Source organism: Streptomyces sp. NPDC048197 (assembly GCF_043202395.1).
GTDB classification, from domain to species: Bacteria; Actinomycetota; Actinomycetes; order Streptomycetales; family Streptomycetaceae; genus Streptomyces; species Streptomyces siderophoricus.
The window spans coordinates 260,168-283,077 of record NZ_JBIDAJ010000006.1 but is presented as its reverse complement, the minus strand read 5'-3'; the positions used below and the strand labels follow the sequence as shown (position 1 = coordinate 283,077).

25 protein-coding genes are annotated in these 22,910 nt (G+C 73.1%); 10 read left to right on the top strand and 15 right to left on the bottom strand.

Annotated elements, in window-relative coordinates; all coding sequences use genetic code 11:
* Nucleotides 1–5: 5 nt before the first annotated feature.
* Nucleotides 6–1,013 (bottom strand): non-homologous end-joining DNA ligase, encoded by a 1,008-nt coding sequence (gene ligD / locus ACGF4C_RS11695; protein ID WP_393565389.1) that lies wholly within the window; start codon nucleotides 1,011–1,013, stop codon nucleotides 6–8.
* Between the two features lie 622 nt (nucleotides 1,014–1,635).
* Here ligD and ACGF4C_RS11690 point away from each other — a divergent pair.
* The 3 genes from ACGF4C_RS11690 (at nucleotide 1,636) to ACGF4C_RS11680 (ending at nucleotide 3,550) form a co-directional block, all read left to right on the top strand.
* Nucleotides 1,636–2,034 carry a hypothetical protein gene (locus tag ACGF4C_RS11690; protein WP_030411265.1) on the top strand — a complete coding sequence of 133 codons (399 nt, stop codon included), beginning with the start codon at nucleotides 1,636–1,638 and terminating at the stop codon, nucleotides 2,032–2,034.
* 148 nt (nucleotides 2,035–2,182) lie between these two features.
* Complete coding sequence (locus ACGF4C_RS11685; RefSeq protein ID WP_393565387.1) at nucleotides 2,183–3,175, top strand: Ku protein; 993 nt, start codon at nucleotides 2,183–2,185, stop codon at nucleotides 3,173–3,175.
* Nucleotides 3,176–3,319: 144 nt separating this feature from the next.
* On the top strand, nucleotides 3,320–3,550 hold the full coding sequence (locus ACGF4C_RS11680; protein WP_030411263.1) for a hypothetical protein: 231 nt from the start codon (nucleotides 3,320–3,322) through the stop codon (nucleotides 3,548–3,550).
* 28 nt (nucleotides 3,551–3,578) lie between these two features.
* On the opposite strand, the gene ACGF4C_RS11675 is transcribed toward ACGF4C_RS11680, so the two are convergent.
* Complete coding sequence (locus tag ACGF4C_RS11675) at nucleotides 3,579–5,249, bottom strand: alpha/beta hydrolase (RefSeq protein WP_393565386.1); 1,671 nt, start codon at nucleotides 5,247–5,249, stop codon at nucleotides 3,579–3,581.
* A 362-nt stretch (nucleotides 5,250–5,611) separates the two neighbouring features.
* On the opposite strand from ACGF4C_RS11675, the gene ACGF4C_RS11670 reads away from it, so the two are divergent.
* Genes ACGF4C_RS11670 through ACGF4C_RS11660 form a run of 3 tightly spaced genes read left to right on the top strand, consistent with a single transcriptional unit; the run spans nucleotide 5,612 to nucleotide 8,271 of the window.
* Nucleotides 5,612–6,295, top strand: a complete 684-nt coding sequence (locus ACGF4C_RS11670) for a histone protein (RefSeq protein ID WP_393565384.1) — start codon at nucleotides 5,612–5,614, stop codon at nucleotides 6,293–6,295.
* Nucleotides 6,296–6,301: 6 nt separating this feature from the next.
* Entirely contained in the window at nucleotides 6,302–7,279 is a 978-nt protein-coding gene (locus ACGF4C_RS11665; protein ID WP_393565382.1) for an SRPBCC family protein, read from the top strand.
* 5 nt (nucleotides 7,280–7,284) lie between these two features.
* A complete protein-coding gene (locus ACGF4C_RS11660; RefSeq protein WP_393565381.1) occupies nucleotides 7,285–8,271 on the top strand; it encodes a Rieske 2Fe-2S domain-containing protein in 987 nt (328 codons plus the stop codon).
* A 116-nt stretch (nucleotides 8,272–8,387) separates the two neighbouring features.
* Here the strand turns inward: ACGF4C_RS11660 and ACGF4C_RS11655 are convergent, their stop codons facing one another.
* The 9 genes from ACGF4C_RS11655 to ACGF4C_RS11615 all read right to left on the bottom strand — a co-directional run bounded on the left by ACGF4C_RS11655 (nucleotide 8,388) and on the right by ACGF4C_RS11615 (nucleotide 12,906).
* Nucleotides 8,388–8,582: a CsbD family protein gene (locus ACGF4C_RS11655; protein WP_393565379.1), complete on the bottom strand. Its 195-nt coding sequence runs from the start codon at nucleotides 8,580–8,582 to the stop codon at nucleotides 8,388–8,390.
* Between the two features lie 104 nt (nucleotides 8,583–8,686).
* Entirely contained in the window at nucleotides 8,687–9,103 is a 417-nt protein-coding gene (locus tag ACGF4C_RS11650) for a gas vesicle protein K (RefSeq protein WP_393565377.1), read from the bottom strand.
* Nucleotides 9,100–9,384 (bottom strand): gas vesicle protein, encoded by a 285-nt coding sequence (locus ACGF4C_RS11645; RefSeq protein ID WP_393565375.1) that lies wholly within the window; start codon nucleotides 9,382–9,384, stop codon nucleotides 9,100–9,102. Before ACGF4C_RS11645 ends, ACGF4C_RS11650 begins: the two co-directional genes overlap by 4 nt.
* On the bottom strand, nucleotides 9,381–10,187 hold the full coding sequence (locus tag ACGF4C_RS11640) for a GvpL/GvpF family gas vesicle protein (RefSeq protein WP_393565373.1): 807 nt from the start codon (nucleotides 10,185–10,187) through the stop codon (nucleotides 9,381–9,383). The genes ACGF4C_RS11645 and ACGF4C_RS11640 overlap by 4 nt, the downstream gene beginning before the upstream one ends.
* A complete protein-coding gene (locus ACGF4C_RS11635) occupies nucleotides 10,184–10,906 on the bottom strand; it encodes a gas vesicle protein (RefSeq protein ID WP_393565372.1) in 723 nt (240 codons plus the stop codon). The genes ACGF4C_RS11640 and ACGF4C_RS11635 overlap by 4 nt, the downstream gene beginning before the upstream one ends.
* Nucleotides 10,907–10,954: 48 nt before the next feature.
* Nucleotides 10,955–11,206 carry a gas vesicle protein GvpG gene (locus tag ACGF4C_RS11630; protein WP_030411253.1) on the bottom strand — a complete coding sequence of 84 codons (252 nt, stop codon included), beginning with the start codon at nucleotides 11,204–11,206 and terminating at the stop codon, nucleotides 10,955–10,957.
* Between the two features lie 69 nt (nucleotides 11,207–11,275).
* Complete coding sequence (locus ACGF4C_RS11625; RefSeq protein WP_393565370.1) at nucleotides 11,276–11,989, bottom strand: GvpL/GvpF family gas vesicle protein; 714 nt, start codon at nucleotides 11,987–11,989, stop codon at nucleotides 11,276–11,278.
* A 3-nt stretch (nucleotides 11,990–11,992) separates the two neighbouring features.
* Nucleotides 11,993–12,427, bottom strand: a complete 435-nt coding sequence (locus tag ACGF4C_RS11620; protein ID WP_030411251.1) for a gas vesicle structural protein GvpA — start codon at nucleotides 12,425–12,427, stop codon at nucleotides 11,993–11,995.
* 89 nt (nucleotides 12,428–12,516) lie between these two features.
* Entirely contained in the window at nucleotides 12,517–12,906 is a 390-nt protein-coding gene (locus ACGF4C_RS11615) for a gas vesicle protein (RefSeq protein ID WP_030411250.1), read from the bottom strand.
* Nucleotides 12,907–13,169: 263 nt separating this feature from the next.
* On the opposite strand from ACGF4C_RS11615, the gene ACGF4C_RS11610 reads away from it, so the two are divergent.
* Both ACGF4C_RS11610 and ACGF4C_RS11605 read left to right on the top strand, forming a co-directional pair.
* Complete coding sequence (locus ACGF4C_RS11610; RefSeq protein ID WP_393565368.1) at nucleotides 13,170–15,314, top strand: SpoIIE family protein phosphatase; 2,145 nt, start codon at nucleotides 13,170–13,172, stop codon at nucleotides 15,312–15,314.
* Between the two features lie 79 nt (nucleotides 15,315–15,393).
* The gene (locus ACGF4C_RS11605; protein WP_393565366.1) at nucleotides 15,394–16,296 is read left to right on the top strand and encodes a universal stress protein; all 903 of its coding nucleotides are present in this window, start codon (nucleotides 15,394–15,396) and stop codon (nucleotides 16,294–16,296) included.
* A 16-nt stretch (nucleotides 16,297–16,312) separates the two neighbouring features.
* Here ACGF4C_RS11605 and ACGF4C_RS11600 read toward each other — a convergent pair whose 3' ends face one another.
* The 3 genes from ACGF4C_RS11600 to ACGF4C_RS11590 all read right to left on the bottom strand — a co-directional run bounded on the left by ACGF4C_RS11600 (nucleotide 16,313) and on the right by ACGF4C_RS11590 (nucleotide 19,341).
* A complete protein-coding gene (locus ACGF4C_RS11600; RefSeq protein WP_393565364.1) occupies nucleotides 16,313–17,941 on the bottom strand; it encodes a phytoene desaturase family protein in 1,629 nt (542 codons plus the stop codon).
* 74 nt (nucleotides 17,942–18,015) lie between these two features.
* Nucleotides 18,016–18,444, bottom strand: a complete 429-nt coding sequence (locus ACGF4C_RS11595; protein WP_393565363.1) for an SRPBCC family protein — start codon at nucleotides 18,442–18,444, stop codon at nucleotides 18,016–18,018.
* A 105-nt stretch (nucleotides 18,445–18,549) separates the two neighbouring features.
* Nucleotides 18,550–19,341, bottom strand: a complete 792-nt coding sequence (locus ACGF4C_RS11590; RefSeq protein WP_393565361.1) for a SigB/SigF/SigG family RNA polymerase sigma factor — start codon at nucleotides 19,339–19,341, stop codon at nucleotides 18,550–18,552.
* Nucleotides 19,342–19,664: 323 nt separating this feature from the next.
* Here ACGF4C_RS11590 and ACGF4C_RS11585 point away from each other — a divergent pair, with 323 nt between their 5' ends.
* The gene (locus ACGF4C_RS11585) at nucleotides 19,665–19,982 is read left to right on the top strand and encodes a DUF6343 family protein (protein WP_393565359.1); all 318 of its coding nucleotides are present in this window, start codon (nucleotides 19,665–19,667) and stop codon (nucleotides 19,980–19,982) included.
* Nucleotides 19,983–20,006: 24 nt separating this feature from the next.
* On the opposite strand, the gene ACGF4C_RS11580 is transcribed toward ACGF4C_RS11585, so the two are convergent.
* Nucleotides 20,007–21,971 (bottom strand): aconitate hydratase, encoded by a 1,965-nt coding sequence (locus ACGF4C_RS11580; protein WP_393565358.1) that lies wholly within the window; start codon nucleotides 21,969–21,971, stop codon nucleotides 20,007–20,009.
* A 129-nt stretch (nucleotides 21,972–22,100) separates the two neighbouring features.
* Between ACGF4C_RS11580 and ACGF4C_RS11575 the strand changes: the two genes are divergently transcribed.
* Nucleotides 22,101–22,847: a GntR family transcriptional regulator gene (locus tag ACGF4C_RS11575; RefSeq protein ID WP_393565356.1), complete on the top strand. Its 747-nt coding sequence runs from the start codon at nucleotides 22,101–22,103 to the stop codon at nucleotides 22,845–22,847.
* The last annotated feature ends 63 nt before the right edge of the window (nucleotides 22,848–22,910 follow it).

The following is a 22,910-nucleotide window of genomic DNA, read 5'->3' as shown; positions in this document are numbered from 1 at the left end:
GCCCCTCAGCGCAGTGCGTCGAGCCGCTTGCGGGCCGTGCGCAGCGACCGCCCGCGGGCCGGCACCGCCGACCAGGGCCGGGCCCGTGCCTGCTCCAGGACGCCCGCCAGGTCCGTCAACGACCAGCTCTGCGCGGTCAGTTCGGGGTCGTCGAGCTGCTCGTGGCGGATCGGCACGGCGACCGGCGCGCCCGGCCTGGCCCGTAGCGACCAGGGGGCGACGGCCGTCTGTGCGTAGGCGTTGCGCTGGACGTCCAGGTAGAGCCGGTCGCCGCGGGCCTTCTTGCGCACGGCCGTGGTGAGCCGGTCCGGGTGGCGCCCGGCCAGCACCTCCGCCACGTCCTGGGCGAAGCCGCGTACGGTGTCGAAGTCGCCGTGGCCGTCCAGCGGGACGATGACGTGCAGCCCGCGCGAGCCGGTGGTCATCAGCATCGTCGGCAGCCCGAGTTCGTCCAGCAGCCCGACGAGTTGCCGCGCGGCGTCCCGTACCGGCTCGAAGCCGGAGCCGGGCGGGTCGAGGTCGAACACCAGCCGGTCCGGGTGGTCGGGCCGGCCGGCCCGGGACAGCCAGCGGTGCAGCGTGAGACAGGCCTGGTCGGCGAGGTAGAGCAGGGTGGCCTTGTCGTCGCAGACGGGATGGGTGACGGTGCCGCCCTCCTTGGCGACCTCTTCGCGGCGGATCCAGTCGGGGTAGTGGTCCGGAGTCTCCTTCTGCATGAAGTGCGGCCCGTCCAGCCCTTCCGGGAGCCGTTCCAGCATCAGCGGGCGGTCCCGCAGGTGCGGGACCGCGACCGCGGCCACCTGGCGGTAGTAGTCGACGACATCGGCCTTGGTCAGCCCGTCGTCCGGGAACAGCACCTTGTCCGGGCGGTGCACCTCCACCGTCCGGCCGCCCGCCCGCACGGTCTTCGTACCGCCCTTGCCGCCCTTGCCGGAGTTGCCGGACTTCCCGGTGGTGCCGTCCTTGCCGGTCTCTTTCCTGCCGGTTTCCCGGTCCCTGTCCGTGTCGTCCATGCGGGCGGGGGTACCCGCTGCGGGCCGCCGTACGCTCCGGCGTCCGGGTGGCGGCCGCCCGCCACGCCGCATGCCGGGCCCGAAAACGGCAACAAGGGTGGTGTCCCGAAGGGGCCTCATGGGGCGCGTACCGCCCGTGGGGCCGTAGCGAAGGAGGGTCTTGTGCCGGATCCCGTAGCGCATCTCGTACCGGACGCGACGTGCCGTCAGTGGGGGCGCGGAGCCCGCGATCCCGTACCACCGACGCCGGGCCCGGGGCCCGGGCCGCCCGGACCCACGCCGGGCCCGCGCCCCGGCCCGGTGCCCGCCCCCGGACCGGATCCGGTTCCGCCGCCGGTACCGGCCCCCGAGCCGGATCCGATCCCGCCGCATCCGGCGCCGCCCACGCCGGGGCCCGAACCGGGCCCCGCGCCCGATCCGCTGCCCGCACCGGGCACCTCGGACGCGGCCGCAGCGCCGCGCCCCGGGGCCGGCCGGCGCTGATCCCCCCTCAATGCGGGCCCCTCACCCCTGACATGCGGCCGGCCGGTCCCTGTGGAAACGTGGAAACAGTGCATGACCACTTGACCACCGCCGGGATCGTGCCGGCGGCCGGCCAGGTTTCTCAGGTGAGGAGTGAGCCATGGCCACGCAGAAACCCACCATCGTCGGGGGATGGACGGCCTTCGCGGGCGTACTGATGATCTTCGGTGGGGCGATGACCCTGCTGGAGGGCATCTCCGCCATCGCGAAGGACACCGTCATTCTCACGACACGGAACTACGTGTTCTCGTTCAGCCTCGCGGGCTGGGGATGGATCCACCTGATCCTCGGCATCGTGATCCTGGCGGCGGGCGTCGCCCTGATCGCCAGCGGGGCGACATGGGCGCGCATCCTCGGTGTCGTCCTCGTCGGTCTCAGCGCGCTGGCGAACTTCCTGTGGATCCCGTACTACCCGTTCTGGGCGCTGACGCTGGTCGCCATCGACATCTTCATCATCTGGGCGCTCTGCGCGGGAGACCACCGGCACGCCGTGGCGTGACCTGACCCTGCCCGGGGGCCGCCCGGTGATCCGGGGCCCCCGTCGGCCGCCGCCCGACCCGATCGGGCCATGCCCGATATGACACGGGATGTACGGTTTGCCCGGCCCGCTTAGCATGGAGCCGAACGCACCGATGAAGGCGGCCCCCATGCGTCCCACGGCGAAGTTCGCCATCAGCTTCGGCCTGGTCACGATCCCGGTCGCCGCGTACAACGCCACGGAGACCTCCGCGTCGGTCAGCTTCGTCCGCATCCACACCAAGGACGGCGGGCGGGTGCGCAACCAGCCGGTGTGCTCCCTGGAGGACACCGAGGTCTCCCCCGACGAGATCGGCCGCGGCTACCGGCCCGGCGACGGCGACACCGTCGTCCCGCTCAGCGACGAGGACCTGGAGGCCCTCCCGCTGCCGACCGCAAAGACGCTGACCATCCTCGCCTTCGTGGCCGGCGGTGACATCGACCCGCTGCAGCTGGGCAAGGGCTACTACCTGGGCATCGACGGCCCGGCCGCGGCCAAACCGTACGTCCTGCTGCGCGATGCGATGGAACGGCACCAGCGGGTCGGCCTGGGGAAGATCGCCCTGCACGGCCGGGAGACGCTGGCCATGATCCGGCCGATGGGCGACGTCCTCGTGATGCAGCAGTTGCTCTGGCCGCACCAGATCCGCCCGTTGCAGGGGGTACTGCCCGAGCGCGAGGCGCCGGTGCACGCCAATGAGGTGGCGGCCGCCGAGGCGCTGATGGACTCCTTCGGCGGACTGTCCGAGGAGGACGTGCACGACCACTACCGCGAGGCGCTCGAAGAGCTGGTGGCGGCGAAGCTGGCCGACCGCGAGCCGGAGTTCGAGACCGGCGAGGAGCCCCCGGCCGGCCAGGTGATGGACCTGATGGCGGCGCTGCAGGACAGCGTCCGGGCGGCGAAACGGTCGCGCGGCGAGGACGAGGAGTCCGGCCCGGCCGCGGCCGGGAAGAAGGCCCCAGGGCGCAGGGCCGCGGAGAAGAAGACGGCCGCCAGGACGACGGGCGCCAAGAGGACCGCGGAGAAGACGGCGGAGAAGACGGCAGGCACGAAGAAGACCGCCGCGAAGAAACCGGCCGCGGCGAAGAAGACCGCGGGCCGCGGCGGCCGGCGCGCCGGCTGAGCCGCCCGCCCGGGCCCGGCTCCGGGCCCCGCCCCTCCCGTCCGCGCCGGACGTCCCGCCGCGGCACGGACATAAGGCCCCCGCCGCGGGGTAACCGCACTGTCAACAGACCTGACCGTCACACCAGTTATGGAGGCAAACACCATGGGTATCGGCGGGTGCATCGGTCTGCTGGCGGTGGGGGCGATCCTCACGTTCGCGACGGACTGGCACATGGCCGGGATCAACCTCGACCTGGTCGGCATCATCATGATGATCGTCGGCATCATCGGGCTCGCGACGTACGTGAGCATCCTCAAACGGCGGCGCACCCAGCCGCCCGCCCCCGGCGCTCCGGTGGTCGACGTCGAGGACAACCGTTACTACCGGGGGTAGTCCACCGGGCTGCCGGCCACCGGGCCGTTCAGCCGCAGCTGGTGCCCCGTTCGGGCAGCACGCCGTCCATCAGGAACCGGTCGACATGATTCTGGACACAGGTGTCGCCGGTGGTGTAGGCGGCGTGCCCTTCCCCGCGGAAGGTCAGCACGACACTGGAGTTGTCCAGCGCCCGGGCCATGTTGACGGCGCCGTCGTACGGGGTCGCCGGATCGTTGGTGGTGGCGACCAGCAGCATCGGCGGCGCGTCCGGCGCCGCGACGTCGCGGGAGGAGTCGTCGCCCGCGACCGGCCAGGCGTAGCAGTCCAGCAGGGTCGGGGCGATGTCCGGGCCGAACAGCGGTGAAGCCAGGGTGAGTTCGCGCTCGGCCCGGGGATAGTCCGCGGCGCCGTAGCGCTCCGAGGTGTCCCGGCAGGAGATCGCGCGCAGGGCCAGCTGGTCCTGCGGCGGCAGTTGGTCGTCCTGCCCGGTCCGCCGCGGCGGGATTCCGGCCCGCGGCGGTACGGCAACAGCCGTGCCGCCGCGGGCCGTGCTGCGCGTGGGGGCCAGGCTGCCGCCGATGTCGCTGAGCCGGAGGATGCCCGCGCCGTCACCGCGCCGCAGCTGCGCCAGGGCCTGCCGCAGGGCCGGCCAGTCGCTCCGGCTGTAGAGGGCCTCGCGCAGCGCGTAGACATAGGTGGTCTCGTCCACCGTACGCCCCTGCACCGTCAGCGGTGTATCGGTCAACTGCCGGTACCAGCGGAGCAGTTGGTCCTGCGCCCGGCCGTCGTCCGTGCCGAGCGGGCAGTCGGCGGCACGGACGCAGTCGGCGGTGAAGTCGTCCAGCGCCCGCTGGAAGCCCCGGGCCTGGGCGAGCGCGGTCTGCCAGGTGTTCTTGGTGGGGTCCTCGACGCCGTCCAGCACCATCCGGCCGACCTTGTCCGGGAATTCATGGGCGTAGACCGCGCCGAGCTTGGTGCCGTAGGAGAATCCCAGGTAGTTGAGCTTGTCGTCGTGGACCGCGGCGCGCAGCACGTCCATGTCCCGGGCGACGTCCGCGGTGCCGACCCAGGGAAGCAGTCCGCCGGAGTACCGCCCGCACGCCTCGTTGATGCGCTTCTCCTTCGCCGCGAGGGTGTCGTCGGCGGAGTTGCCGGGCGGCGGGGCGAGCCGGCTGCCGCAGGAGACGGGTTCGGTGCGCCCGGTGCCGCGCGGATCGAAGCTGACGAGGTCGTAGCGCTGGTTGGGGCGCGCGAAGGCGCTGCCGCTGCCGATCAGGTAGTCGACGCCGGAAGCGCCCGGGCCTCCGGGGTTGAGCACGAGGGAGCCGAGCCGCTTGCCGGGCCCGGTGGCCGGCAGCCGGACCAGCTGGACCTGCAGCGCGGTCCGGTCGGGGTGGCCGTAGTCCCGTGGGACGGTCAGCCGGGCGCATTCCAGCCGGTCGTAGAAGCCCGGCGGCGCGGTGTCGCCCTGGCTGCGGGCGCTCTGTCGTACGTCCGGTCCGCACCGTTCCCAGGAGAGCCGCTGCTGGTAGAAGCGGGCCGGCCCGGGGCCGGGGGACGGTTCACCGGCGGCCGTGGGCACGGGAGTTCCCGCCGGGGCGGCGGGGGCGCCGGCCGGCACGCCGAGCAGCGCCACCACCGCCGCCACCGCCGCCACGGCCGGCAGCCGGGCCGCGGTCGCACACCGGCGGGCACGCCGCGCTCCCCCGGCTCCCACACGATCTGCCCCCGTACGAGGCGGGGCACGGCGTGATCCCGGCATATTCCGAGCGTAGGACCGTCGTCTTCCGTCCGCACACCTACGGCCCGGCGGCAGGGCGGACATCCTGCGGTTTTTTGACCGCTTTTTGACCGCATCGAAGCCACTTTGACGGACTCGCGTGTTTTTCTTCCGGACCGCCGGTAACCCGTAGAGCGGGCTGCCCGTAACGGCGGGCGAACCCGCTGTACCGGCCTGCCCACGGGGCGCGGCCGCGCCCCGCACTCGCGAGAGGCGCCCGAGATGCGCAGGTCACCACAGGGATCACTCTGGAGATATGGCGCCGATCGGCAGGCTGCCCAGGAAAAGGTGACACGTCCATGAACGAGAGAACGAAGATCATGCTCGCCGCCGCCATGGCCGGCGGCTATGTGCTGGGCCGTACCAAGAAGGGCCGGCTCGCGCTCACGGCGGCGTCCTATCTCGCCGGGCGCCAATCCGGCCTCGACCCCCGTCAGCTGGTGTCCGACAGCGTCCGCAAGCTCGGGGACATCCCGCAGGTCGCGGAGCTGGGCGACCAGCTCCGCGGTGAGGTGATGGACGCCGGCCGCAAGGCCCTGACGTCCGCCGCCACCCGCCAGCTGGCCTCGCTCGCCGAGACCCTCCAGGACCGTACCCGTCGCCTCCAACTAGGCCCGGAGGAGTACGAGGACGAGGAGGAGGAGTACGAGGAGGAGCCGCGGGAGGAGGAGGAAGAGCCCGAGGAGGAGGAAGAGGAAGAAGAAGGCGAGTACGACCGCGAGGACGAGGAGGAGCCGGAGGAGGAAGAGGAGGAAGAGGAGCCGCCTCGCCGCGGCGGCGGAGCCCGCGGGGAGCGGGCCCCGGAGAAGAAGACCGCCGGCCGGCAGGCCCCGGCCAAGAAGGCCGCCAAGAAGGCCCCGGCACGAAAGACCGCCGCCAAGAAGGCCCCGGCGGCGAAGAAGACGGCCAAGGCGGCCAAGAAGGCTCCGGCGAAGAAGAGCGCCGCAAAGAAGACCACGTCGCGCGGCAGAGGCGGGAGGTGACCGGTCATGGCACGAACGGGAACGGGCCTGGACTCGGGGATGGACCGGGTGCGGGAGGAGTTCGGCAACCTCGTGACGGCGTGGGTGGGGAGCCTCGCCGAACGCGCCGGCGACAAGCTGACGGACATGACGGACCGGCTCACGGATGTCGCCGAGCACGGCGGCTCCCTGGGCAAGGAGATCGGCATGGGCCTGCTGGGCGGCAAGTCCCCCGCCAAGGCGGTGCTCTCCGGAACGGCGAAGAGCGTCAAGGACAGCCTGGTCGGGAAGGCCAAGGAGGTTTTCGGCGGCGGAAAGAAACGCAGCTCGGGCGACAAGAAGGTCACCAACATCATCGAGGTCCTCGATGTCGGTGTGCCGGTGCGTACCGCCTATGACCACTGGACGCAGTACGAGAAATTCAGCCGCTTCACCAAAGGCGTGCGCAATGTCTCGCCGCACGACGAGACGTCCAGCGACTGGAAGGCCAAGGTCGGACCGTCGACCCGGGGCTGGAAGGCGACCGTCCAGGAACAGATACCGGACGACCGGATCGTCTGGACCTCGGAGGGGGCCAAGGGGTCGACCCGGGGCGCGGTGAGTTTCCACGAGCTGGCGCCGAATCTGACCCGCATCGTGCTGGTCGTCGAGTACTACGCCTCGGGCTTCTTCGAGAAGACCGGAAACATCTGGCGGGTGCAGGGACGACGGCTGCGGCTGGACTTCAAGCACTTCCAGCGTTACGTGACCCTCACCGACGAGGAACCGGAGGGCTGGCGCGGCGAGATCCGCGACGGCGAGGTCGTCCGGACCCATGAAGAGGCCGTCGAGGAAGAGGAGAGCGAAGCGGCCGAGGAGGAAGAGGAAGAGGAACCGGAAGAGGAGGGCGAAGAGGGGGAGGAAGGCGAGGAAGGCGAGGAGTCCGCGGAAGAGGAAGCGGAAGCGGACGAGGAAGAAGAGGAAGCGCCCGCCGAAGAGGACGAGGAAGAGACCGAAGAGGAGTGAGGCTGATGCGGCTCTCCGCGCGGTACACGAAATTCGCCGTCCTCTCCCCGGGCCCGGGTGGCGTCCTGCAGACGGCCACCGGTGCCGGCGGCGACACCGGCACGCTGAAAGACGCCGCGGCCCGCACCGAGGCCACGTTCCTGCGCGCCCTCGACGAACTGGGCCGCCTGGAGAAGCTGGACCCGGTGATCGGCCCGCTCCAGCGGGCGGTCCGTGGGCTGCCGCTGGGGCGCTGGCGCGATGTGCTGCACGGGCTGCCGCTCGGCCATCCACTGCACCCGGCGCTGGTACAGCTCCCGCTGGGCTCCTGGCTGTCCGCCGCGGTGCTCGACCTGGTGCCCGGCGCCCGGCGCGGGGCCCGGGTGCTGGTGGGCGTGGGCGTGGTCTCCGCGGTACCGGCCGCGCTGGCCGGCTGGGTGGACTGGGCCGAGCAGCACGAGGACCAGATGCGCACCGGGCTGGTGCACGCCGCGTCGATCGCCACGGCCATCGGCCTGTACGCGAACTCCTGGGTGCAGCGCGGCCGCGGCCGTACCGCGCTGGGCAAGGCGCTCGGGCTCGCGGGGCTGTGCGCGGCCGGTACCGGCGGGCTGCTGGGCGGGCACCTCGCCTACCGGCAGGCCGCGGGCGGCAACAAGGCCCAGCCGGTGCCGCACCTCGTGGCGCCGGGCTGGCACACCGTGGGCCGGGTCGCGGACTTCCCGGTCGGCGAGGCGGTGCGCCGGGAGCTGGGTGAGGTGCCCCTCGTGGTGGTGCGGCAGCCGGGCGGCCACATCCACGTCCTCGCCGACCGGTGCAGCCACCTGGCCGGGCCGCTGTCGGAGGGGAAGGTCGCGGACGGCTGTGTGGAGTGCCCCTGGCACGGCAGCGTCTTCCGGCTGTCGGACGGCGCCAACGTACGGGGGCCGGCCACCGCGCCGCAGCCCGCGTTCCAGGTGAGCGTGGAGTCCGACGGCACCGTGCGGGTACGGCTGCCCGACGCCGGCGGCTGAACCGGCCCGGGCCGCGCGCATACGCCACCGGTCCCCGCCGCCCGCACGGAGACACGGGCGGCGGGGACCGGTTTCGTAGCGACCGCTTCGGCGACCGTTCCGGCCGGGCGGCAGGCTCAGTGCTTCAGCGTGTGCCGGCCCTTCTCCACGGCCTGCTTGACCTTGCCCATGGCCTTCTCCGCCCTGCCCCGGTGTTCGAGCCCCGCGTCGCCGCGGGCCCGGCCGGCCGTTTCCTTGGTCCTGCCGATCGCTTCCCTGGCCTTGCCCGCGGCGGTTCCGCTGAGCTCCCGGGTCTTCTTCCTGATGTCCATATCTCGCTCCTGTCGTGCTCCTTGTTGTCGTACGCCTTGTTGTCGTGGGCCTTTTTGTCGTGCTCCTGGCGGTGGGGTCGGGGTGTGGTGCGTGACGGCTCCGGTCAGGACGGTGCCGGTGGCAGCAAGGTCCCGAGGGGGCCGAGGTCCAGATTGAGGTCTTCCAGCGACAGGTCGTACCGGGCACAGAGGTCCACCATCCGGCTGTGCAGGATCATCAGCGTCTCGCCCAGCCGTTCCTCCTGCTCCTCGGTCAGGTCCCCGGCGTCGACCCGGTGCAGGGCCTGGCGCTCCATGAGTTGCCGCAGCAGCTCGACGAGGGTGAGGACGAGCTTCATGAGGTCGCGTTCCACCGTGTCGGGATCGGTGGCGATCCGGTGGGCGGGCCGGTGCGACGGACCGCCCGGCGTGCGCAGCACGTCGTCCTCCGGTGCCGCGGGCAGCAGGCGGAAGGCGCGCGCCGCCGCGTCCGCGACCTCGTCGAAGCGGTCGCCGGCCGGCCACTGGGCGTCCTGGGTCATGGTCCGCCCTCCGGGAGCGTCGGCTGCTCCTGGTACGGCAACTCGCCCCGCTGTGCCAGCTCCTCGCGCGAGGGCCACGGGGAGGGGTTCGCGGCGCTGATGGAGACGACCAGCGCGCGCAGCGTGATGCGGACGAGGTCGATGTCGGCGATGGAGAGCACCACGTCGCCGGTGAGCACCACCCCGCCGCTGAGCAGCCGGTCCAGCAGGTCGATCAGCGCGACCTGCTGGTTCGGCAGCGGCTCGTCCGACCTGGCCGGCGCCCCGCCCACGGGCCTCACGGCGCGGCTCTCCGCACGGGTTCGGCCTCGGCGGGGACCGCGAAGGAGTAGGGCGCCCAGGGTCCGGTGACCTCCACGCGGACACCGGGGAAGCCGTCACCGGCCCGGAGGACGTCGGCGCGGAAGTCCTCGGCGTCCTGCTGCGGCACGAGGTAGGCGTCGTTGACGACGTTCTCGCCCGGGCCCTGGGCCAGTTCGCCCTGTTGTGCCCGGTGCCGGACCTGGTCGACGGCGTAGGTGCGGGCGGTCTCCTCGACCCGCCGGGCCGCCTCTTCGGCGTGCCGGTAGGCGTCCTGGCGGGCGTGGCGCTGGGCCCTGCGCCGGCTGAGGTAGGCCCGCCCCGGGCTCACGTCCTGGTCGGCGGACGGCTCCTCGGGGGCCTCGGCGGCCTCGACGTAGATCTTGACCCCCCACTCGGTCTGTGCGGCCAGCTCGGTGAGCCGGTCGGCGAACGCCTGCCGGCGGTCCGCCAGCATCAGCCGGACGCTCTCGTCGTCGACGTAGACGGTGGCCAGCCGCAGTGGCAGCACGGTGCTGCGGGCGGCCAGCGCCTCGATCACCCGGTGGTGGGCGCGGGCGACCACCTCCAGCCAGTCCAGGTCCTCGAGGTGGGAACGGAGTGCGCGCTCGTCGAAGTCCGCCGCGGGCACCGCGCTGACGGCGACGACCACATCGCCGTCGTCGCCGGTACGCACCAGGCGCACCGGGGCGTCGGCCACCCCCGGGAGCCCGGACAGCTCCGCTTCCAGGGATCCGTCGGCGTCCCGCGCGACCGCGTAGGCATAACTGATGAGCTCGGTCATGGCTCGTCCCGCTTCTTGCCCCGGGGACGCGGCTCGGCCCGCTTGCGTGCGGTGCCGGAGGTGCGGGCCCGGCCCGAGGTACCTGAGGTGCCTGACGTGCCTGAGGTGCCCGGGTTGCCGCTCACGCTGCGCCGTCCGCGGTTGGCCGGACGGTCCTTGGGCCGGGCCGGCTCGGCCGGCTCAGCCTGCTCGGCCTGCTCGGCCGGCTCGGTCGGCGTCGGCTCGGCCGCCTTGACCCGCCTGGCCTGCCCGGCCTGCCCGGCCTGTCTGGTCACCGCGGCCCGCTCGTTCGCCCGGACGTTCTCGGCTTCCTCGCCCGCCCCGGCTTCGCCGGGCTGCCGCTGCTCCGCCGTGTCGCCCGGCGGCAGTTCGTCGCCCGCGGGCCGGCCGCGCGCCGCGGCGAGTTCGGCCCGCAGCCGCCGGTTCTCCTCGGCGAGTGAGCGGTAGCCGTCGGAGGCCCGGGAGGACAGTGCGGGGTCGTGCTCCCACCAGTCGATGCCCATCTCCTTCGCCTTGTCCACCGACGCGATCAGCAGCCGCAGCTTGATGGTGAGCAGCTCGATGTCGAGCAGGTTGATCTGGATGTCACCGGCGATGACGAGGCCCTTTTCCAGGACGCGTTCCAGGATGTCGGCGAGGTTGGCCGAGGTGCCCTGGCCGCCGGACGGGGCGGCCCTGGACGGATGGTCACCCAGCCTCCTGGACAGGGGTTCACTCACGGACCTGCACCTCGATTCCCCGCCGTTCCGGCGGCCCGGCGCCCCGGCTCAGCCGCCGGCGCCCCTGATATGGGCCCGGATCTCCTCCAGCCGGTCCAGCAGTTCGTCCTCCCGCCGGTCGAACGTCTCCTCGTCGATCTCCCCGGCCAGCAACTGCCGTTCCAGGGCCGCGAGTTGTTGCTCCACCGGAGCGGGGTCGTAGTACTCGTTCTCGGCGGCCTCGACCACCTTCTCCATGACCCAGACGATGCCGCGCACCGGAGCGACGGGAAGGGTGGCGATCTGTCCCAGCAGACCCATGGGAACTCCCTGGACGGGGCCGCGGACCGGGCGTCCGGAAGAAGCGGACGACCGGCCGGGCCGGACGGATCAGACGAAACTGTAGACCGGGAGCGGACCGCGCAGCCGCAGGTCGAAGTCCTCGCCCAGTTCGTCGGCGATCTTCTGCACCGCGGTGCGCAGGCGTTCCTCCTGGTCCCGGTCGACGAGGAAGGACACGCTGAGGAAATCGTCCCCGGCCGCCTTGTAGGTGCTTTCCTCCCGGGCGAACCCGCTCAGCGCCTCGGAGACCACGGCGGCCAGCCGTTCCTTGCGTGCATCGACCTCTTTCGAGACCAGTTCACCGAGCGCGACCGGCAGGTCCGGGCCGGCCCGGCCGCTTCTGACCTCCTCGTTCATCCGGCGCGCCTGGTCCGATTCGGTGAGGATCTGGCGCAGCATCGCCTCCTCGGTCTGGGCGGCCTTGAGGTGGTACTCGACACAGCCCTCCAGCGCCTGCAGCCGCTCGGCGTACTCCTCCGCGCGTTCCTCCAGCACGGTCCGCACCGCGTCCTCGTCGTCGGCCGTGAAGCCGAACTGCAGCGGCAGGGCCGTGCCGTCGGCCATCAGCCGTTCCTGCACGGCCTGATGGGCGGCGAGGTCGCGGCGCTTGGGCCGTAGCTCTTCGGGGGCATCACTGACCACCGCGGTCAGCTCCTCGCCGGCCACCGTGCGCAATTCTGACGGCGGGTCGCCCACTCCGTGCAATCCGTCCAGCTTCTGCGGATGCTTGCGGGAGACGATCGCGTAGACGTAGACGGGCATGGCTCAGTCCTTTCGGTGCCTCACCGGTCGCTCGCGCTTGGCCGCGGGCTCCTTGTGCCGTTCCTCGGACTCCTGGACGCCGGCCTTGAGGGCGTCCGCCACGGACTCCGCGACACCGCTCAGGGCCCCCTTGGTCTTGCCGCGCGCGCCGCCCTCGGTGACCTCGCCGACGACGTCCGTCAGCTTGGAGGGGGCCTTGCGGCCGGACTCCAGGTCGAGGCGGTTGCAGGCCTCGGCGAAGCGCAGGTAGGTGTCCACGCTGGCCACGACGATGCGGGCGTCGACCTTGAGGATCTCCAGGCCCACCAGCGAGACGCGGGCGAAGACGTCGATGACCAGACCACGGTCCAGGAGCAGTTCCACGACGTCGTAGAGGTTGCCGGTGGCCTGTCCGCCACCCGTCGCAACGGCTCCTCCTCCTTGCGGCACTACACTCACGGTGCCTCCCTTTCACCGGCGCACTGCGGATTCCACCGAAGTGGCCGTGTCGTTCATTTGGCGAACGGTGATGTCGGGCGCCACCCGGCCTAGCTCTGGCCGATCTGGCCTTTGGTGTAGCGGCGGGTGCGCTCGTAGGACATCAGCTCGCCCTCTTCGTCGAGCGTCACCCGGTAGCTCGCCATCACGCTGCTCGTCGTGGGGACGCGTTCGAGTTCCAGGACTTCCACGTCGGCCATCCAGCCGTCCTCCGTCGGTTGGACCGCGGAGACGGACTCGGGGGCCCGGCCCAGGAGCTCCTGGAGCTGCTCGGCCGCGTAGCGCATCGCCCGCGGCGCGGAAACGCGGCGGGCGGCGCGCTCCGTTCCACTCTCATCCGTTTCCCGGCTGCCGGAAGGTGCGTCGCTGCCTTTCCCGGCCGTCTTTCCGCGGCTCGGGCGCTGCTCCGGTGCTTCGTCGTCCTCTTCGTCTGCGGCCATGTTTCCTCTCAGGATTCGGAGGTGACATGCTGCCCGCGCCAGGTTCAAGAGGCGCCATTACATGATATACGGCGGTTTGTCCTATATCGCGAGCCAGACGGCCCGCAGCCGACCGGCCCCCTGCGCGCCCGCCGGCACCCGGGCGCCGGCGGCCGCTCGCATGCCGTGGTCCGGCCGTCGGCGTAACGTCGGCACTGTTCCGGACCGACGGCGGGCCGGAGTGGGTCGCAGATGTCACGACGACAGCGGTGCGAAGGTGCGAGATGAGCGGCGGGACCGGGACCGACCCGCTGGACCGGGCACTGCTCCGGACGATGCTGGACGCCGGGGCGTCGGCCGGCGGGGTGTACGTGCTGGCGGACGACGAGCCGGTGCTGCAGCTGACGGTCATGAGCGGGGTGCCCGCGCCGGTCCTGGAGCCGTGGAGCCGGGTGGCGCTGGCCGCCCCCATCCCGGTCGCGGTCGCCGTGCGCCGGCGGCACCTGGTGTGGGCGGGCAGCCACCAGCAGCTGGTCCGTGACTTCCCCCGTACGGCGGTGGCCGTGCCGTACGACTTCGCGCTGGCCGCGGCGCCGATCGGCGACCGGGACACGAACGGGGGCCGGGGCGCGCTGCTGCTGCTGTGGCCGGCGGACCATCCGCCGCACCTGTCGGCGGACGAGCGGGAACGCGTCGAGAACGGCTGCCGGCAGCTCGCGGCGGTGCTGGCGGAGCACCCCCCGCGGTTCGACAAAGACCCGCCGCGGACGGTCGAGCCGCGGGTGCTGACCCCGCCGCCGACCCGGACCGTCGGCCCCGAGGAGGCGCTGGCCGCGGTCGATTTCGCCGAACGCCTGCCGGGCGGCGCCTGCGCGCTCGACCTGGACGGCTCCCTCACCCTGGTCACGACCGGCGCCGCGGAACTGCTGGGCGCGGAGCCGGACCGGCTGCTCGGGGCGCGCCCCTGGGAGGCACTGCCCTGGCTGCGCGACCCGGTGTTCGAGGACCGGTACCGCGCCGCGGTGATCAGCCGTCGGCCGATGTCCTTCGTCGCCTTCCGCCCGCCCGACCGGTGGCTCACCTTCCGGCTGTTCCCGGACGGCCGCGGCCTGAGCGTGTGGATCGCGCCCTCGGAGGTCCCGGCCGGCAAGGAGTACGGCCCGCTGCCGGTGCCCGCACCGGCAGAGGCGGTGCCGCCCCGGGCCGGCCAGATCTACCACGTACTGCACCTGGCGGCCGCGCTCACCGAGGCGGTGGGCGTCCAGGACGTCGTCGACCTCGTCGCCGACCAGATCGTGCCGGCGTTCGGGGCCCAGGGCATGCTGATGTACGCGGCGGAAGCGGGCCGGCTGCGGACCATCGGCCACCGTGGTTATCCCGCCGAGGCCATCGCCGCCTTCGAGGGGCTCGCGCTGGGCGCCGCGAAGAGCCCGGCCGTGCACGCCCTGTCCACCGGGGAGCCCAGCTTCTACACCACCCCCGAGCAGATGGAACGCGACTACCCGGGGCTGCCGCAGCTGACCGGCAAGGCGGCCCGGGCCGTGCTGCCGCTGATCGTCTCCGGCCGCCCGGTCGGCTGCTGCATCCTCTCCTACGACCACCCCCGCACCTTCAGCACGGACGAGCACCAGGTCCTCACCTCGCTGGCCGGACTGATCGCCCAGGCGCTGGACCGGGCCCGGCTGTACGACGCCAAACAGCAGCTGGCCCACGACCTGCAGGCCGGGCTGCTGCCGCACGGTCTGCCGTCGGTGCCCGGCCTCGCGGTCGCCGCCCGCTACCTGCCGTCGACCCGCGGGATGGACATCGGCGGCGACTTCTACGACCTGATCCGCCTCGACGAGGACAGCGTGGCCGCGGTCATCGGTGACGTACAGGGCCACAACGCGGCGGCGGCCGCCCTGATGGGGCAGGCCCGCACCGCCGTGCACGCCCACGCGACGGCGGGCGCCTCCCCGGGCGAGGTGCTGGCCCGCACGAACCGGCTGCTGACCGACCTGGACCCCGACCTGTTCACCAGCTGCCTGTACGTCCACATCAACCTGCGCTCCGGCCGGGCCTGTCTGGCCAGTGCCGGCCATCCGCCGCCGCTGCTCCGCCATCCCGACCGGCGCACCCGGGTGCTGGACGTGCCGCACGGGCTGCTGCTGGGCATCGACCCCGACGCCCGGTACGAGGCCACCGAGATCGACCTGCCGCCGGACTCCGTACTGGCGCTCTACACCGACGGGCTGGTGGAGCAGCCGGGGGTCGACCTGGACCATGCGGTCGCCGAGCTGGCCGGCCGGCTGAGCGCGGCACCGCCCCGGCAGCCCGACGCCCTCGCGGACGTCCTGCTGGAGAACCGGTACTCCGGGGCGGACCGCCAGGACGACGTGGCGCTCATGCTGCTGGCCCCGGACACGATCGGACCGGACGGGCCCGCTTGACCGCTCCGCTGCGGGGTAGCCGCCCTTCCCCCGGGGTCGCCCGGCCCCGGCGTGCCCGACCCGAACAGGAGTGACTTCGATGTCCGGTGCCTCACCGATCCGCCCGGTCCTGGCCGGTGTTGACGAAGGAAGCGACCAACGGGCGGTGGTCCGGCACGCCGCGCGGCAGGCCGGGCTGCACCACACCCCGCTGCATCTGCTCCACGTCACCGGCCACCCGGATTCCGCCGGTACCACGAGGGACAAAGACGGGGAGGGGCACGGGCCGCCGGCGCCGGCGGCCGCCGTCACCGAACGGCTCGCCGAGCTGGCCCGCGTGGAGTTCCCCGGCATCACGGTGACCACGGAGACGGTGCCCGGCCGGCCCGCGCCGGTCCTGCTGGAGCGCTCCGCGGAGGCCGCCTTCCTCGTCCTCGGCCACCGCGGCAGCGGTGGCTTCCCGCGGCTGTCGCTGGGGTCGGTGAGCCAGCAGGTGGCCACCCACGCCGACTGCCCGGTCATCGTCGTACGGCCCGGGGAGACCTCCGCGGACCCGGACAACCGGGTGGTGGTCGGGGTGGACCTCGGCGACCTCCGCGCGCGGGCGCTGGACGTGGCGTACGAGGAGGCGGCGGCGCGCGGGGCGAGCCTGCAGCTGCTGCACGCCACTTTCCACCCCGGCGAAGTGCCGACCGGCCCCAGTCTGGTGGCGCCGGACTTCGAGGCGCTCGACGCGGCCGCGCTGGAGATCCTCCGTACCGAGGCCGCCAAGCGCCTCGACCGTTTCCCCGAGGTCACGGTGCAGGCCCGGGTCGAACGCCTCCGCCCGGCGGCGATGCTGACCGAGGCGTCCCGCGGCGCGGCCCTGCTGGTCGTCGGCACCCACGGCCGCCGGGGCCTGCGCCGGCTGATGCTCGGTTCGGTGAGCGGCGAGGTGCTGCACCGCGCGGCCGCGCCCGTCCTGGTCGTGCCGGGGCGGGACGGCGACCGCCAGGCGTCCTAGGGCGCATCGCCGGGTGTCACGGCCAGGTGCCGGCGCGGAGCGGGGCGCCCCGCCCCAGGGCGCGCTGGGTGCGGTGGAGCAGGCTGCCCGGCGCGCGGCGCAGCGCAGCCCGGGCCGCGTTGGCCCCCGGTGCGCCGTGCACCCCGCCGCCCGGATGCGCGCCGGCCGAGGCCAGGTAGAGCCCCTCGACGGGGGTTTCGGGGCGTCCCAGCCCCGGCAGCGGCCGGAAGAACAGCTGCTGGTGGAGGGCGGTGGTGCCGCCGTTGATCGCACCGCCGTGCAGATTGGCGTCCAGCGCCTCCAGGGTGGGCGGGGCGAGGATGCGCCGGGCCTTGATCCGCGCCCGGAAACCGGGGGCGAACCGCTCGACCTGCGCCTCCACCCGGTCCGCCATCGCCTCCTGCTCCCCGCGGTCCCAGGCGCCGGTGATCGCGCCCCGCTCCGCCGCGTCCCCGCGGACCCGGTGCGGTACGTGGGTGTAGGCCCAGGCCGACTCGGTGCCCGGCGGCGAGCGGGTGGGGTCCGCGGTGGTCATCTGGCCGAACAGCGCGAACGGCCGGTCCGGCACCTGTCCCATGGCGATCTGGGCGGCGAACCGCGTGAGTTCGTCCATCCCGTCGGCGAGGTGCACGGTGCCGGCGGTGGCGGCGGCCTCGGCCGCCCACGGCACCGGACCGCCCAGCGCCCAGTCCACCTTGAACGTGGCGAAGTCCCACTGGAAGCGCCGCAGGTCCGCCAGCAGCCGGCCGGGCAGCTCGTGCGGGTCGATCAGCCGGCCGTACAGCGCCGGGACGGACACGTCGGCCAGCACCGCCCGGCGGGCCGGCACGGTCTCGCCGATCGCGGTGCGCACCGCCACCGCGCGCCCGGCGCGCACCACGATCCCGACCACCCGCTCCCCGCAGCGCAGCACCCCGCCGCGCCGCTGCAGCCGCCGGACCAGGGCCCAGGTGAGCTCCTGTGCCCCGCCGGCCGGCACCGGAAAGCCGTAGGCCTGCGCCAGCATCGACATCAGCCAGCCGAACCCGCCACTGCCCGCCGCTTCCGGGGCGAGGTCGGCGTGCAGCGCGTTGCCCGCCAGCAGCAGCCGCCCGGCCTCGCCCTGGAACTCCTCGTCGCCCAGGCGCCGTACGGGCAGCAGCAGCCGCCGGGCCAGCCGCAGCCCGCCCGCGGCGCGGAGCCGGGCGGCCAGCCGGGCCGTCGCCCGGACCGGGGGGAACGGGGTGAACAGGGCCTGGAGCAGGTTCGGGCCGATCCGGTCCCAGATGCCGCACAGCCCCTGCCAGGCGACCCCGTCGCCGGCGCCGAAGGCCTCCAGTGCGGCCGCGGTGTCCCCCGGGGAGCGGTCCAGCACCGCGCAGCGACCGTCGGTCAGCGGGTGGGCCAGCACCCGGGGCGCATGGCTCCACACCAGCCCCTGCTCGTACAGGTCCAGGCGCGCCAGGACCGGCGAGGCGGCGGCCAGCGGGTAGAAGGAGCTGCACAGGTCGCTGACGTAGTCGGCGTGCACACCACGGTCACTGCGGACCGCGCCGCCCGGCTCCTCCTGCTCCTCCAGCACCTCGACCGTCCACCCGGCGTCGGCCAGCAGGTTCGCCGCGACCAGCCCGTTGGGCCCGGCACCGATCACCACTGCGTCCGGCATCGCCGTCTCCCGTCAGGAAACCGCCCCTCGCGTCAGGACACCGCCCCCTCCGCGTCAGGAAGAACCGGCGCGGCTCATCCGCCGTGCTCCACCAGCTCCTTGAACTGCTGCAGATCGCTGCGCAGGCCCCGCTCGATGGCGGCGGCCTGGGCGAAACCCTTGGGCCCGCCGAAGGCGTCGGTGATGGTCCCCGGCTCGTACTCGAAGCGGGCCTGCAGGCGGGTGTGGTCGTCGTCGAGGGACAACAGCGAGAAGGCACCCCCGAGACTGGGTCCGCTCGTGGTCCGCCACGTCATCACGTTCTCCCCGCCCCGGTCGGTGATCGTGATCTCGAACTCCCGGGTGCGGCCGCCCGCCTCGACGTCGAGACGGGTCCGCCCACCCTCCGAGCGGGCGGCCCGCACCCCGTCGAGGAACTGCGGATAGGCCTCCGCCCGATGCAGGCATTGCCATGCCGTATCGAGCGGAACGCTGATGTCTATGTGTTCTTCGAGAGTGCTCATCCGGCACCTCACAGCTCGGCTCATGGCACGCGATTACGCTTCCAGGGTGCCCCGCCCGGAGCGGGGCGGCGACCCGGCCGAGGGGTGCCGCGCGCACCGGATCTGCTACGTCCGCGGCGCGGCGAAGGTCTGTTCGCGGACGAAATCGCAGGAGCGGCGCAGGAGGCGGGAGATGTGCATCTGGGAGAGGCCGACCCGGTCGCCTATTTCCTTCTGCGTGAGGCCCATGAAGTAGCGCAGGTAGAGGATGCGCCGCTCACGCTCGGGGAGCATGCGCAGGCCCACGGTGGCCGCCGCCCGGTCGTCGACCAGGGCCAGGGCCGGGTCCTCCTGTCCGACGAGCTCGCCGAGCGTGTCGGAGCCGTCGCCGCCCAGGGGCCGTTCCAGGGACAGCGCGGTGAAGGTGTTCTCGGCGTCGAGGGCGAGCAGGACCTCTTCCTGGGTCAGGCCGGTGTGGGCGGCCAGGTCGCGGACGGTGATCTCCTGCTGACCGGCGTGCGCGGCCAGCTCCTCCCGGGCGTGGAAGACCTTGGTCCGCAGGTCCTTGACGCTGCGTGGGACGTGCACCGCCCACATCGCGTCGCGGAAGTGCCGCTTGAGCTCGCCGACGATGGTGGGCACCGCGAACGCGCCGAACGGGGTGTCCGCGCGCGGGTCGAACGCGTCGATCGCCTTGAGCAGGCCGAGCGCGGCCACCTGCCGCAGGTCCTCGTCGCTCTCACCGCGGCCGGTGTAGCGGCGGGCCAGCCGGTGGGCCATCGGCAGCCAGGCCCGCAGGATCTCCTCGCGCAGCCTCTCCTTGCGGTCACCGTCGGCCAGCGTGGCCAGTTCCTCGAAGGCCGCCCCGGTGTCCGGGTCCAGGTGCGCGTACCGGCCGGAACCGGCACCGCTGGTCATCGCGCCTCACGCCTCCCGATCCGCCTTCCCGATCAGCCTTTTCTCCCTGCTCGCGGGCTGCCCGCCCGCGGCTCGTCCAGCTCATCGTTTCCACTGTGCGGCCAGGGGCGGATGCGCGCGAGACGACCGGGGCCGCACCGCCGCGCCGCCCGTGCCGGAGCACCGGGTGGGAGAATGGAAGGGAGGGCGGGCCGCGCCCCGGGTCCGCAGGCGGTGGGTGAGGGAACCGCCGCGGTGCCCCCGGTGGCGAACGGCTCGGCTCAGCGGCCCCCGTGCCGGGGATTCCCCGGCACGGGGTCGGCCGATCGGAAGGGGGCGCGACCGTGCCCGAGGACCGTCCGCACGAGCCCGGGCCGCCGGGCCGCCGGCGCAGCGGCACCGAACCGGTCACGGCCCGCAGTCCGCTGCAGCTCCGGCTGGTCCTGTCGGCCGCCGCCGTGGTGGTCTTCGGCGCCGGGACGGCATGTTTCGCGGTGTGGTCGGCGGCGGCCGGCACGCAGGACTCCCCCGGCCCGACCGCGCTGCTCGTGCTGGCCGTGGTCTGCGGGGTGCTGGTGCTCCTCGCCGCGCTGGACCTGGTCGTCCTGCTGCGCCGCATCCGCCGCGAGCGGCGCCCGGCCACCGGTCCGGGCCCGCGCTGAGCCCCGGTCTCAGCGCGCCGGGTCTCAGCGCGCCAGTGCCGGGATGATGCCGCCCGCCAGGACCGCTTGGCGCCGGCCGGGCGAGAGCCGGTGATGGACCGGATACTCCTCGTCGCGGGTGGTGTTGCGGACGCGGAGGGCCGGCGCGCCGTGCTCCGCGAGCGCCTCGTGCAGCCCGGTGAGCCGCAGCCGGTCCCCGGGCTCGATGCGCCCGTAGTCGTCCGGATCGTCGAATTCCAGCGCCAGCACGCCGAAGTTGGCGAGGTTCTGCCAGTGGATCCGGGCGTACGACTTCGCGATGACGGCGCGTAGGCCGAGATAGCGCGGAGTGATGGCGGCGTGTTCCCGCGAGGAGCCTTGCCCGTAATTCGCCCCGGCGACGATGAGGTGGCCGCCGTCCTCCTGGGCCGCTTTCGCGCGCCGCGGATAGTCCGGGTCGAGCCGGGTCAGGGTGAATTCCGCGAGTTTCGGGATGTTGGAACGGTAGGGCAGTGCCTTGGCGCCCGCCGGGGAGATTTCGTCGGTCGAGACGTCGTCACCGGCCTTGAGGAGAACGGGGAGTTCCATCTCGTCCGGCAGCGGGTCGAGTTCGGGCAGTGCGGAAATGTTGGGGCCGCGTTCCAGCTCCACCCGCAGCGCCTCGTCCGGTGGCAACGGGGGTTCCAGCATGGCGTCGTTGACCGATATCGGGTCCGGGGCGTCGGGTGCCGGGGGGTCCACGGCGAAGCGGGCGGCCCATGCGCGGGGATCGGTGATGGTGCCGGTGAGCGCGGAGGCGGTGGCGGTTTCCGGCGAGCACAGCCAGACCGCGTCGTCGTCGGTGCCGGAGCGGCCGGGGAAGTTGCGCGGGAAGGTGCGCAGCGAATTGCGGCCCGCGGCCGGCGCCTGCCCCATGCCGATGCAGCCGAGGCAGCCCGACTGGTGAATTCTGGCGCCGGCCGCGACCAGTTCGAAGGTGGCCCCGCACCGGGTCAGGTCCTGGAGGATTTCCCGGGAGGTGGGATTGATGTCGAAACTCACTCCGGGGGCGGTCTGCCGCCCCTGCACCATGGCGGCGGGCACCGCGAAATCGCGGAATCCGGGGTTCGCCGACGAGCCGATGACGACCTGGCCGACCGGCTCCCCGGCGACCTCCCGTACGCCCACGACATTTCCCGGCGAGGTCGGCCGGGCGATCAGCGGTTCCAGCGACGCCAGGTCGATCTCCTCCGTCACGTCGTAGGCGGCGTCCGGTCCGGCGACGATTTCGGTGAAGTCGGCGCCCCGACCGACGGCTTCGAGGAATGCCCGTACGGCGTCGTCGGCGGGGAAAACGGTGGTGGTGGCGCCGAGTTCCGCGCCCATATTGGCGATGACGTGCCGGTCCATGGCGGTGAGGGAGGCCAGTCCGGGGCCGTGGTATTCCAGGATGCGGTGGACACCGCCCTGTACGCCGTGGCGGCGCAGCATTTCCAGGATGACGTCCTTGGCGCTCACCCAGGGCGGGAGTTCGCCGGTCAGCCGGATTCCCCAGATCTCCGGCATGGTGAGGTGCAGCGGCCGTCCGGCCATGGCGAGGGCCACTTCCAGCCCGCCGGTTCCGATCGCCAGCATTCCCAGGGAGCCGGCGGCGCAGGTGTGGGAATCCGAACCCGCCAGGGTTTTCCCGGGAATTCCGAAGTGCTGCATATGTGTCGGATGGGAGACGCCGTTGCCGGGTTTGGAGAACCACAGGCCGAAACGGCGGGCGGCCGAGCGGAGGAAGAGGTGGTCCTCCGCGTTGCGCTCGTCGGCCTGCAGGATGTTGTGGTCGACGTACTGCACGCTGACCTCGGTCCGGACCCGTTCCAGCGCCAGCGCCTCCAGCTCCTGCATCACCAGCGTGCCGGTGGCGTCCTGAGTGAGTGTCTGGTCCACCCGCAGGGCGATCTCCTCGCCCGCTTCCATACGGCCGGACACCAGGTGGTCGCTGATCAAGCGCTGCGTCACGGTCCCCTGTGAACGCCCCATTTGTTCATGTTAGCCCTCCTCCGCCGCATCTACCCTGCCGTACCGCCGGCCGGCCACCGGCCCATGATCCGCCGCGGGTGGGGCAGACTTGTCGGACAGGGTGGGATGCCGTGGGAGAGGGAGACCGACATGGCCGGCAGGCAACCTCAGCGGCGACCGGTCGTCGCGCTCTACGAGCGCATGGTCGAGGCGGTCCGGGACGGCACCTACCCGCCGGGCTCCACCCTGCCGACCGAGCCCCGACTGGCCACCGAGCTGGGCGTGAGCCGGCCGGCGCTGCGCGAGGCGCTGATCCTGCTCCAGGAGGACGGCGTGATCAACGTGCGGCGCGGGGTGGGCCGCACGGTCAGCCACCATCTGCCGCCGCGCGGCTTCGAGTACCTCAAGCCGGTCGAGGAGCTGCTGGGCGAGGGCCGCCAGGTCACCACCACCGCCCTGGCCCGTACGTACGAGGAGCCGACCGACTTCTCCACCCAGCACCTGCTGCTGCCGGGCACCTGTCGGGTGCGCTTCTGGGAGAGCCTGGTCGAGGTGGCCGGTCTGCCCTCGTGCCTGACGCAGGAGTGGGCGGCGCGGGACGAGCTGCTGGCCGAGCTGCTGCCGGCGGCGGCGCAGGCGTTCGACGGGCCGGCGGCGGGCTCTTCGTCGATGCTCCGGCTGCTGCTCGCGGCCGGGCGCGGACTGCCGCTGACCGGTGGCAGCACGGTGGTGGCCACCACCCTCGGCCGGCAGCGCGGGGCGCAGCTGGGCCGCCCTGCGGACACCCCCGCGGTACTGGTCACCCAGGTCGTCCGGCTGGACCGTACGCCGCTGCTGGCGGCCAAGCACATGCTGCCGCCGGGCGCGCCCGCCCTGCCCGTCTGGCAGGCCCGGTAGCCGGCCGGCGGGACGTTCGGCAGGCCCTCGCCGGGACGACCGGCCGCTCACGGGGCCGGCTCC

Excerpts from the sequence above, each read along its gene's own strand:
- ACGF4C_RS11655 (WP_393565379.1), bottom strand. The coding sequence starts at position 8,582 with ATGGACATCAGGAAGAAGACCCGGGAGCTCAGCGGAACCGCCGCGGGC.
- ACGF4C_RS11665 (WP_393565382.1), top strand. The coding sequence starts at position 6,302 with ATGGCACGAACGGGAACGGGCCTGGACTCGGGGATGGACCGGGTGCGG.
- ACGF4C_RS11670 (WP_393565384.1), top strand. The coding sequence starts at position 5,612 with ATGAACGAGAGAACGAAGATCATGCTCGCCGCCGCCATGGCCGGCGGC.
- ACGF4C_RS11690 (WP_030411265.1), top strand. The coding sequence starts at position 1,636 with ATGGCCACGCAGAAACCCACCATCGTCGGGGGATGGACGGCCTTCGCG.
- ACGF4C_RS11680 (WP_030411263.1), top strand. The coding sequence starts at position 3,320 with ATGGGTATCGGCGGGTGCATCGGTCTGCTGGCGGTGGGGGCGATCCTC.
- ligD (WP_393565389.1), bottom strand. The coding sequence starts at position 1,013 with ATGGACGACACGGACAGGGACCGGGAAACCGGCAGGAAAGAGACCGGC.
- ACGF4C_RS11600 (WP_393565364.1), bottom strand. The coding sequence starts at position 17,941 with ATGCCGGACGCAGTGGTGATCGGTGCCGGGCCCAACGGGCTGGTCGCG.
- ACGF4C_RS11590 (WP_393565361.1), bottom strand. The coding sequence starts at position 19,341 with ATGACCAGCGGTGCCGGTTCCGGCCGGTACGCGCACCTGGACCCGGAC.
- ACGF4C_RS11685 (WP_393565387.1), top strand. The coding sequence starts at position 2,183 with ATGCGTCCCACGGCGAAGTTCGCCATCAGCTTCGGCCTGGTCACGATC.
- ACGF4C_RS11580 (WP_393565358.1), bottom strand. The coding sequence starts at position 21,971 with ATGGGGCGTTCACAGGGGACCGTGACGCAGCGCTTGATCAGCGACCAC.
- ACGF4C_RS11595 (WP_393565363.1), bottom strand. The coding sequence starts at position 18,444 with ATGAGCACTCTCGAAGAACACATAGACATCAGCGTTCCGCTCGATACG.
- ACGF4C_RS11625 (WP_393565370.1), bottom strand. The coding sequence starts at position 11,989 with ATGCCCGTCTACGTCTACGCGATCGTCTCCCGCAAGCATCCGCAGAAG.
- ACGF4C_RS11640 (WP_393565373.1), bottom strand. The coding sequence starts at position 10,187 with ATGACCGAGCTCATCAGTTATGCCTACGCGGTCGCGCGGGACGCCGAC.
- ACGF4C_RS11650 (WP_393565377.1), bottom strand. The coding sequence starts at position 9,103 with ATGACCCAGGACGCCCAGTGGCCGGCCGGCGACCGCTTCGACGAGGTC.
- ACGF4C_RS11615 (WP_030411250.1), bottom strand. The coding sequence starts at position 12,906 with ATGGCCGCAGACGAAGAGGACGACGAAGCACCGGAGCAGCGCCCGAGC.
- ACGF4C_RS11575 (WP_393565356.1), top strand. The coding sequence starts at position 22,101 with ATGGCCGGCAGGCAACCTCAGCGGCGACCGGTCGTCGCGCTCTACGAG.
- ACGF4C_RS11605 (WP_393565366.1), top strand. The coding sequence starts at position 15,394 with ATGTCCGGTGCCTCACCGATCCGCCCGGTCCTGGCCGGTGTTGACGAA.
- ACGF4C_RS11660 (WP_393565381.1), top strand. The coding sequence starts at position 7,285 with ATGCGGCTCTCCGCGCGGTACACGAAATTCGCCGTCCTCTCCCCGGGC.
- ACGF4C_RS11610 (WP_393565368.1), top strand. The coding sequence starts at position 13,170 with ATGAGCGGCGGGACCGGGACCGACCCGCTGGACCGGGCACTGCTCCGG.
- ACGF4C_RS11630 (WP_030411253.1), bottom strand. The coding sequence starts at position 11,206 with ATGGGTCTGCTGGGACAGATCGCCACCCTTCCCGTCGCTCCGGTGCGC.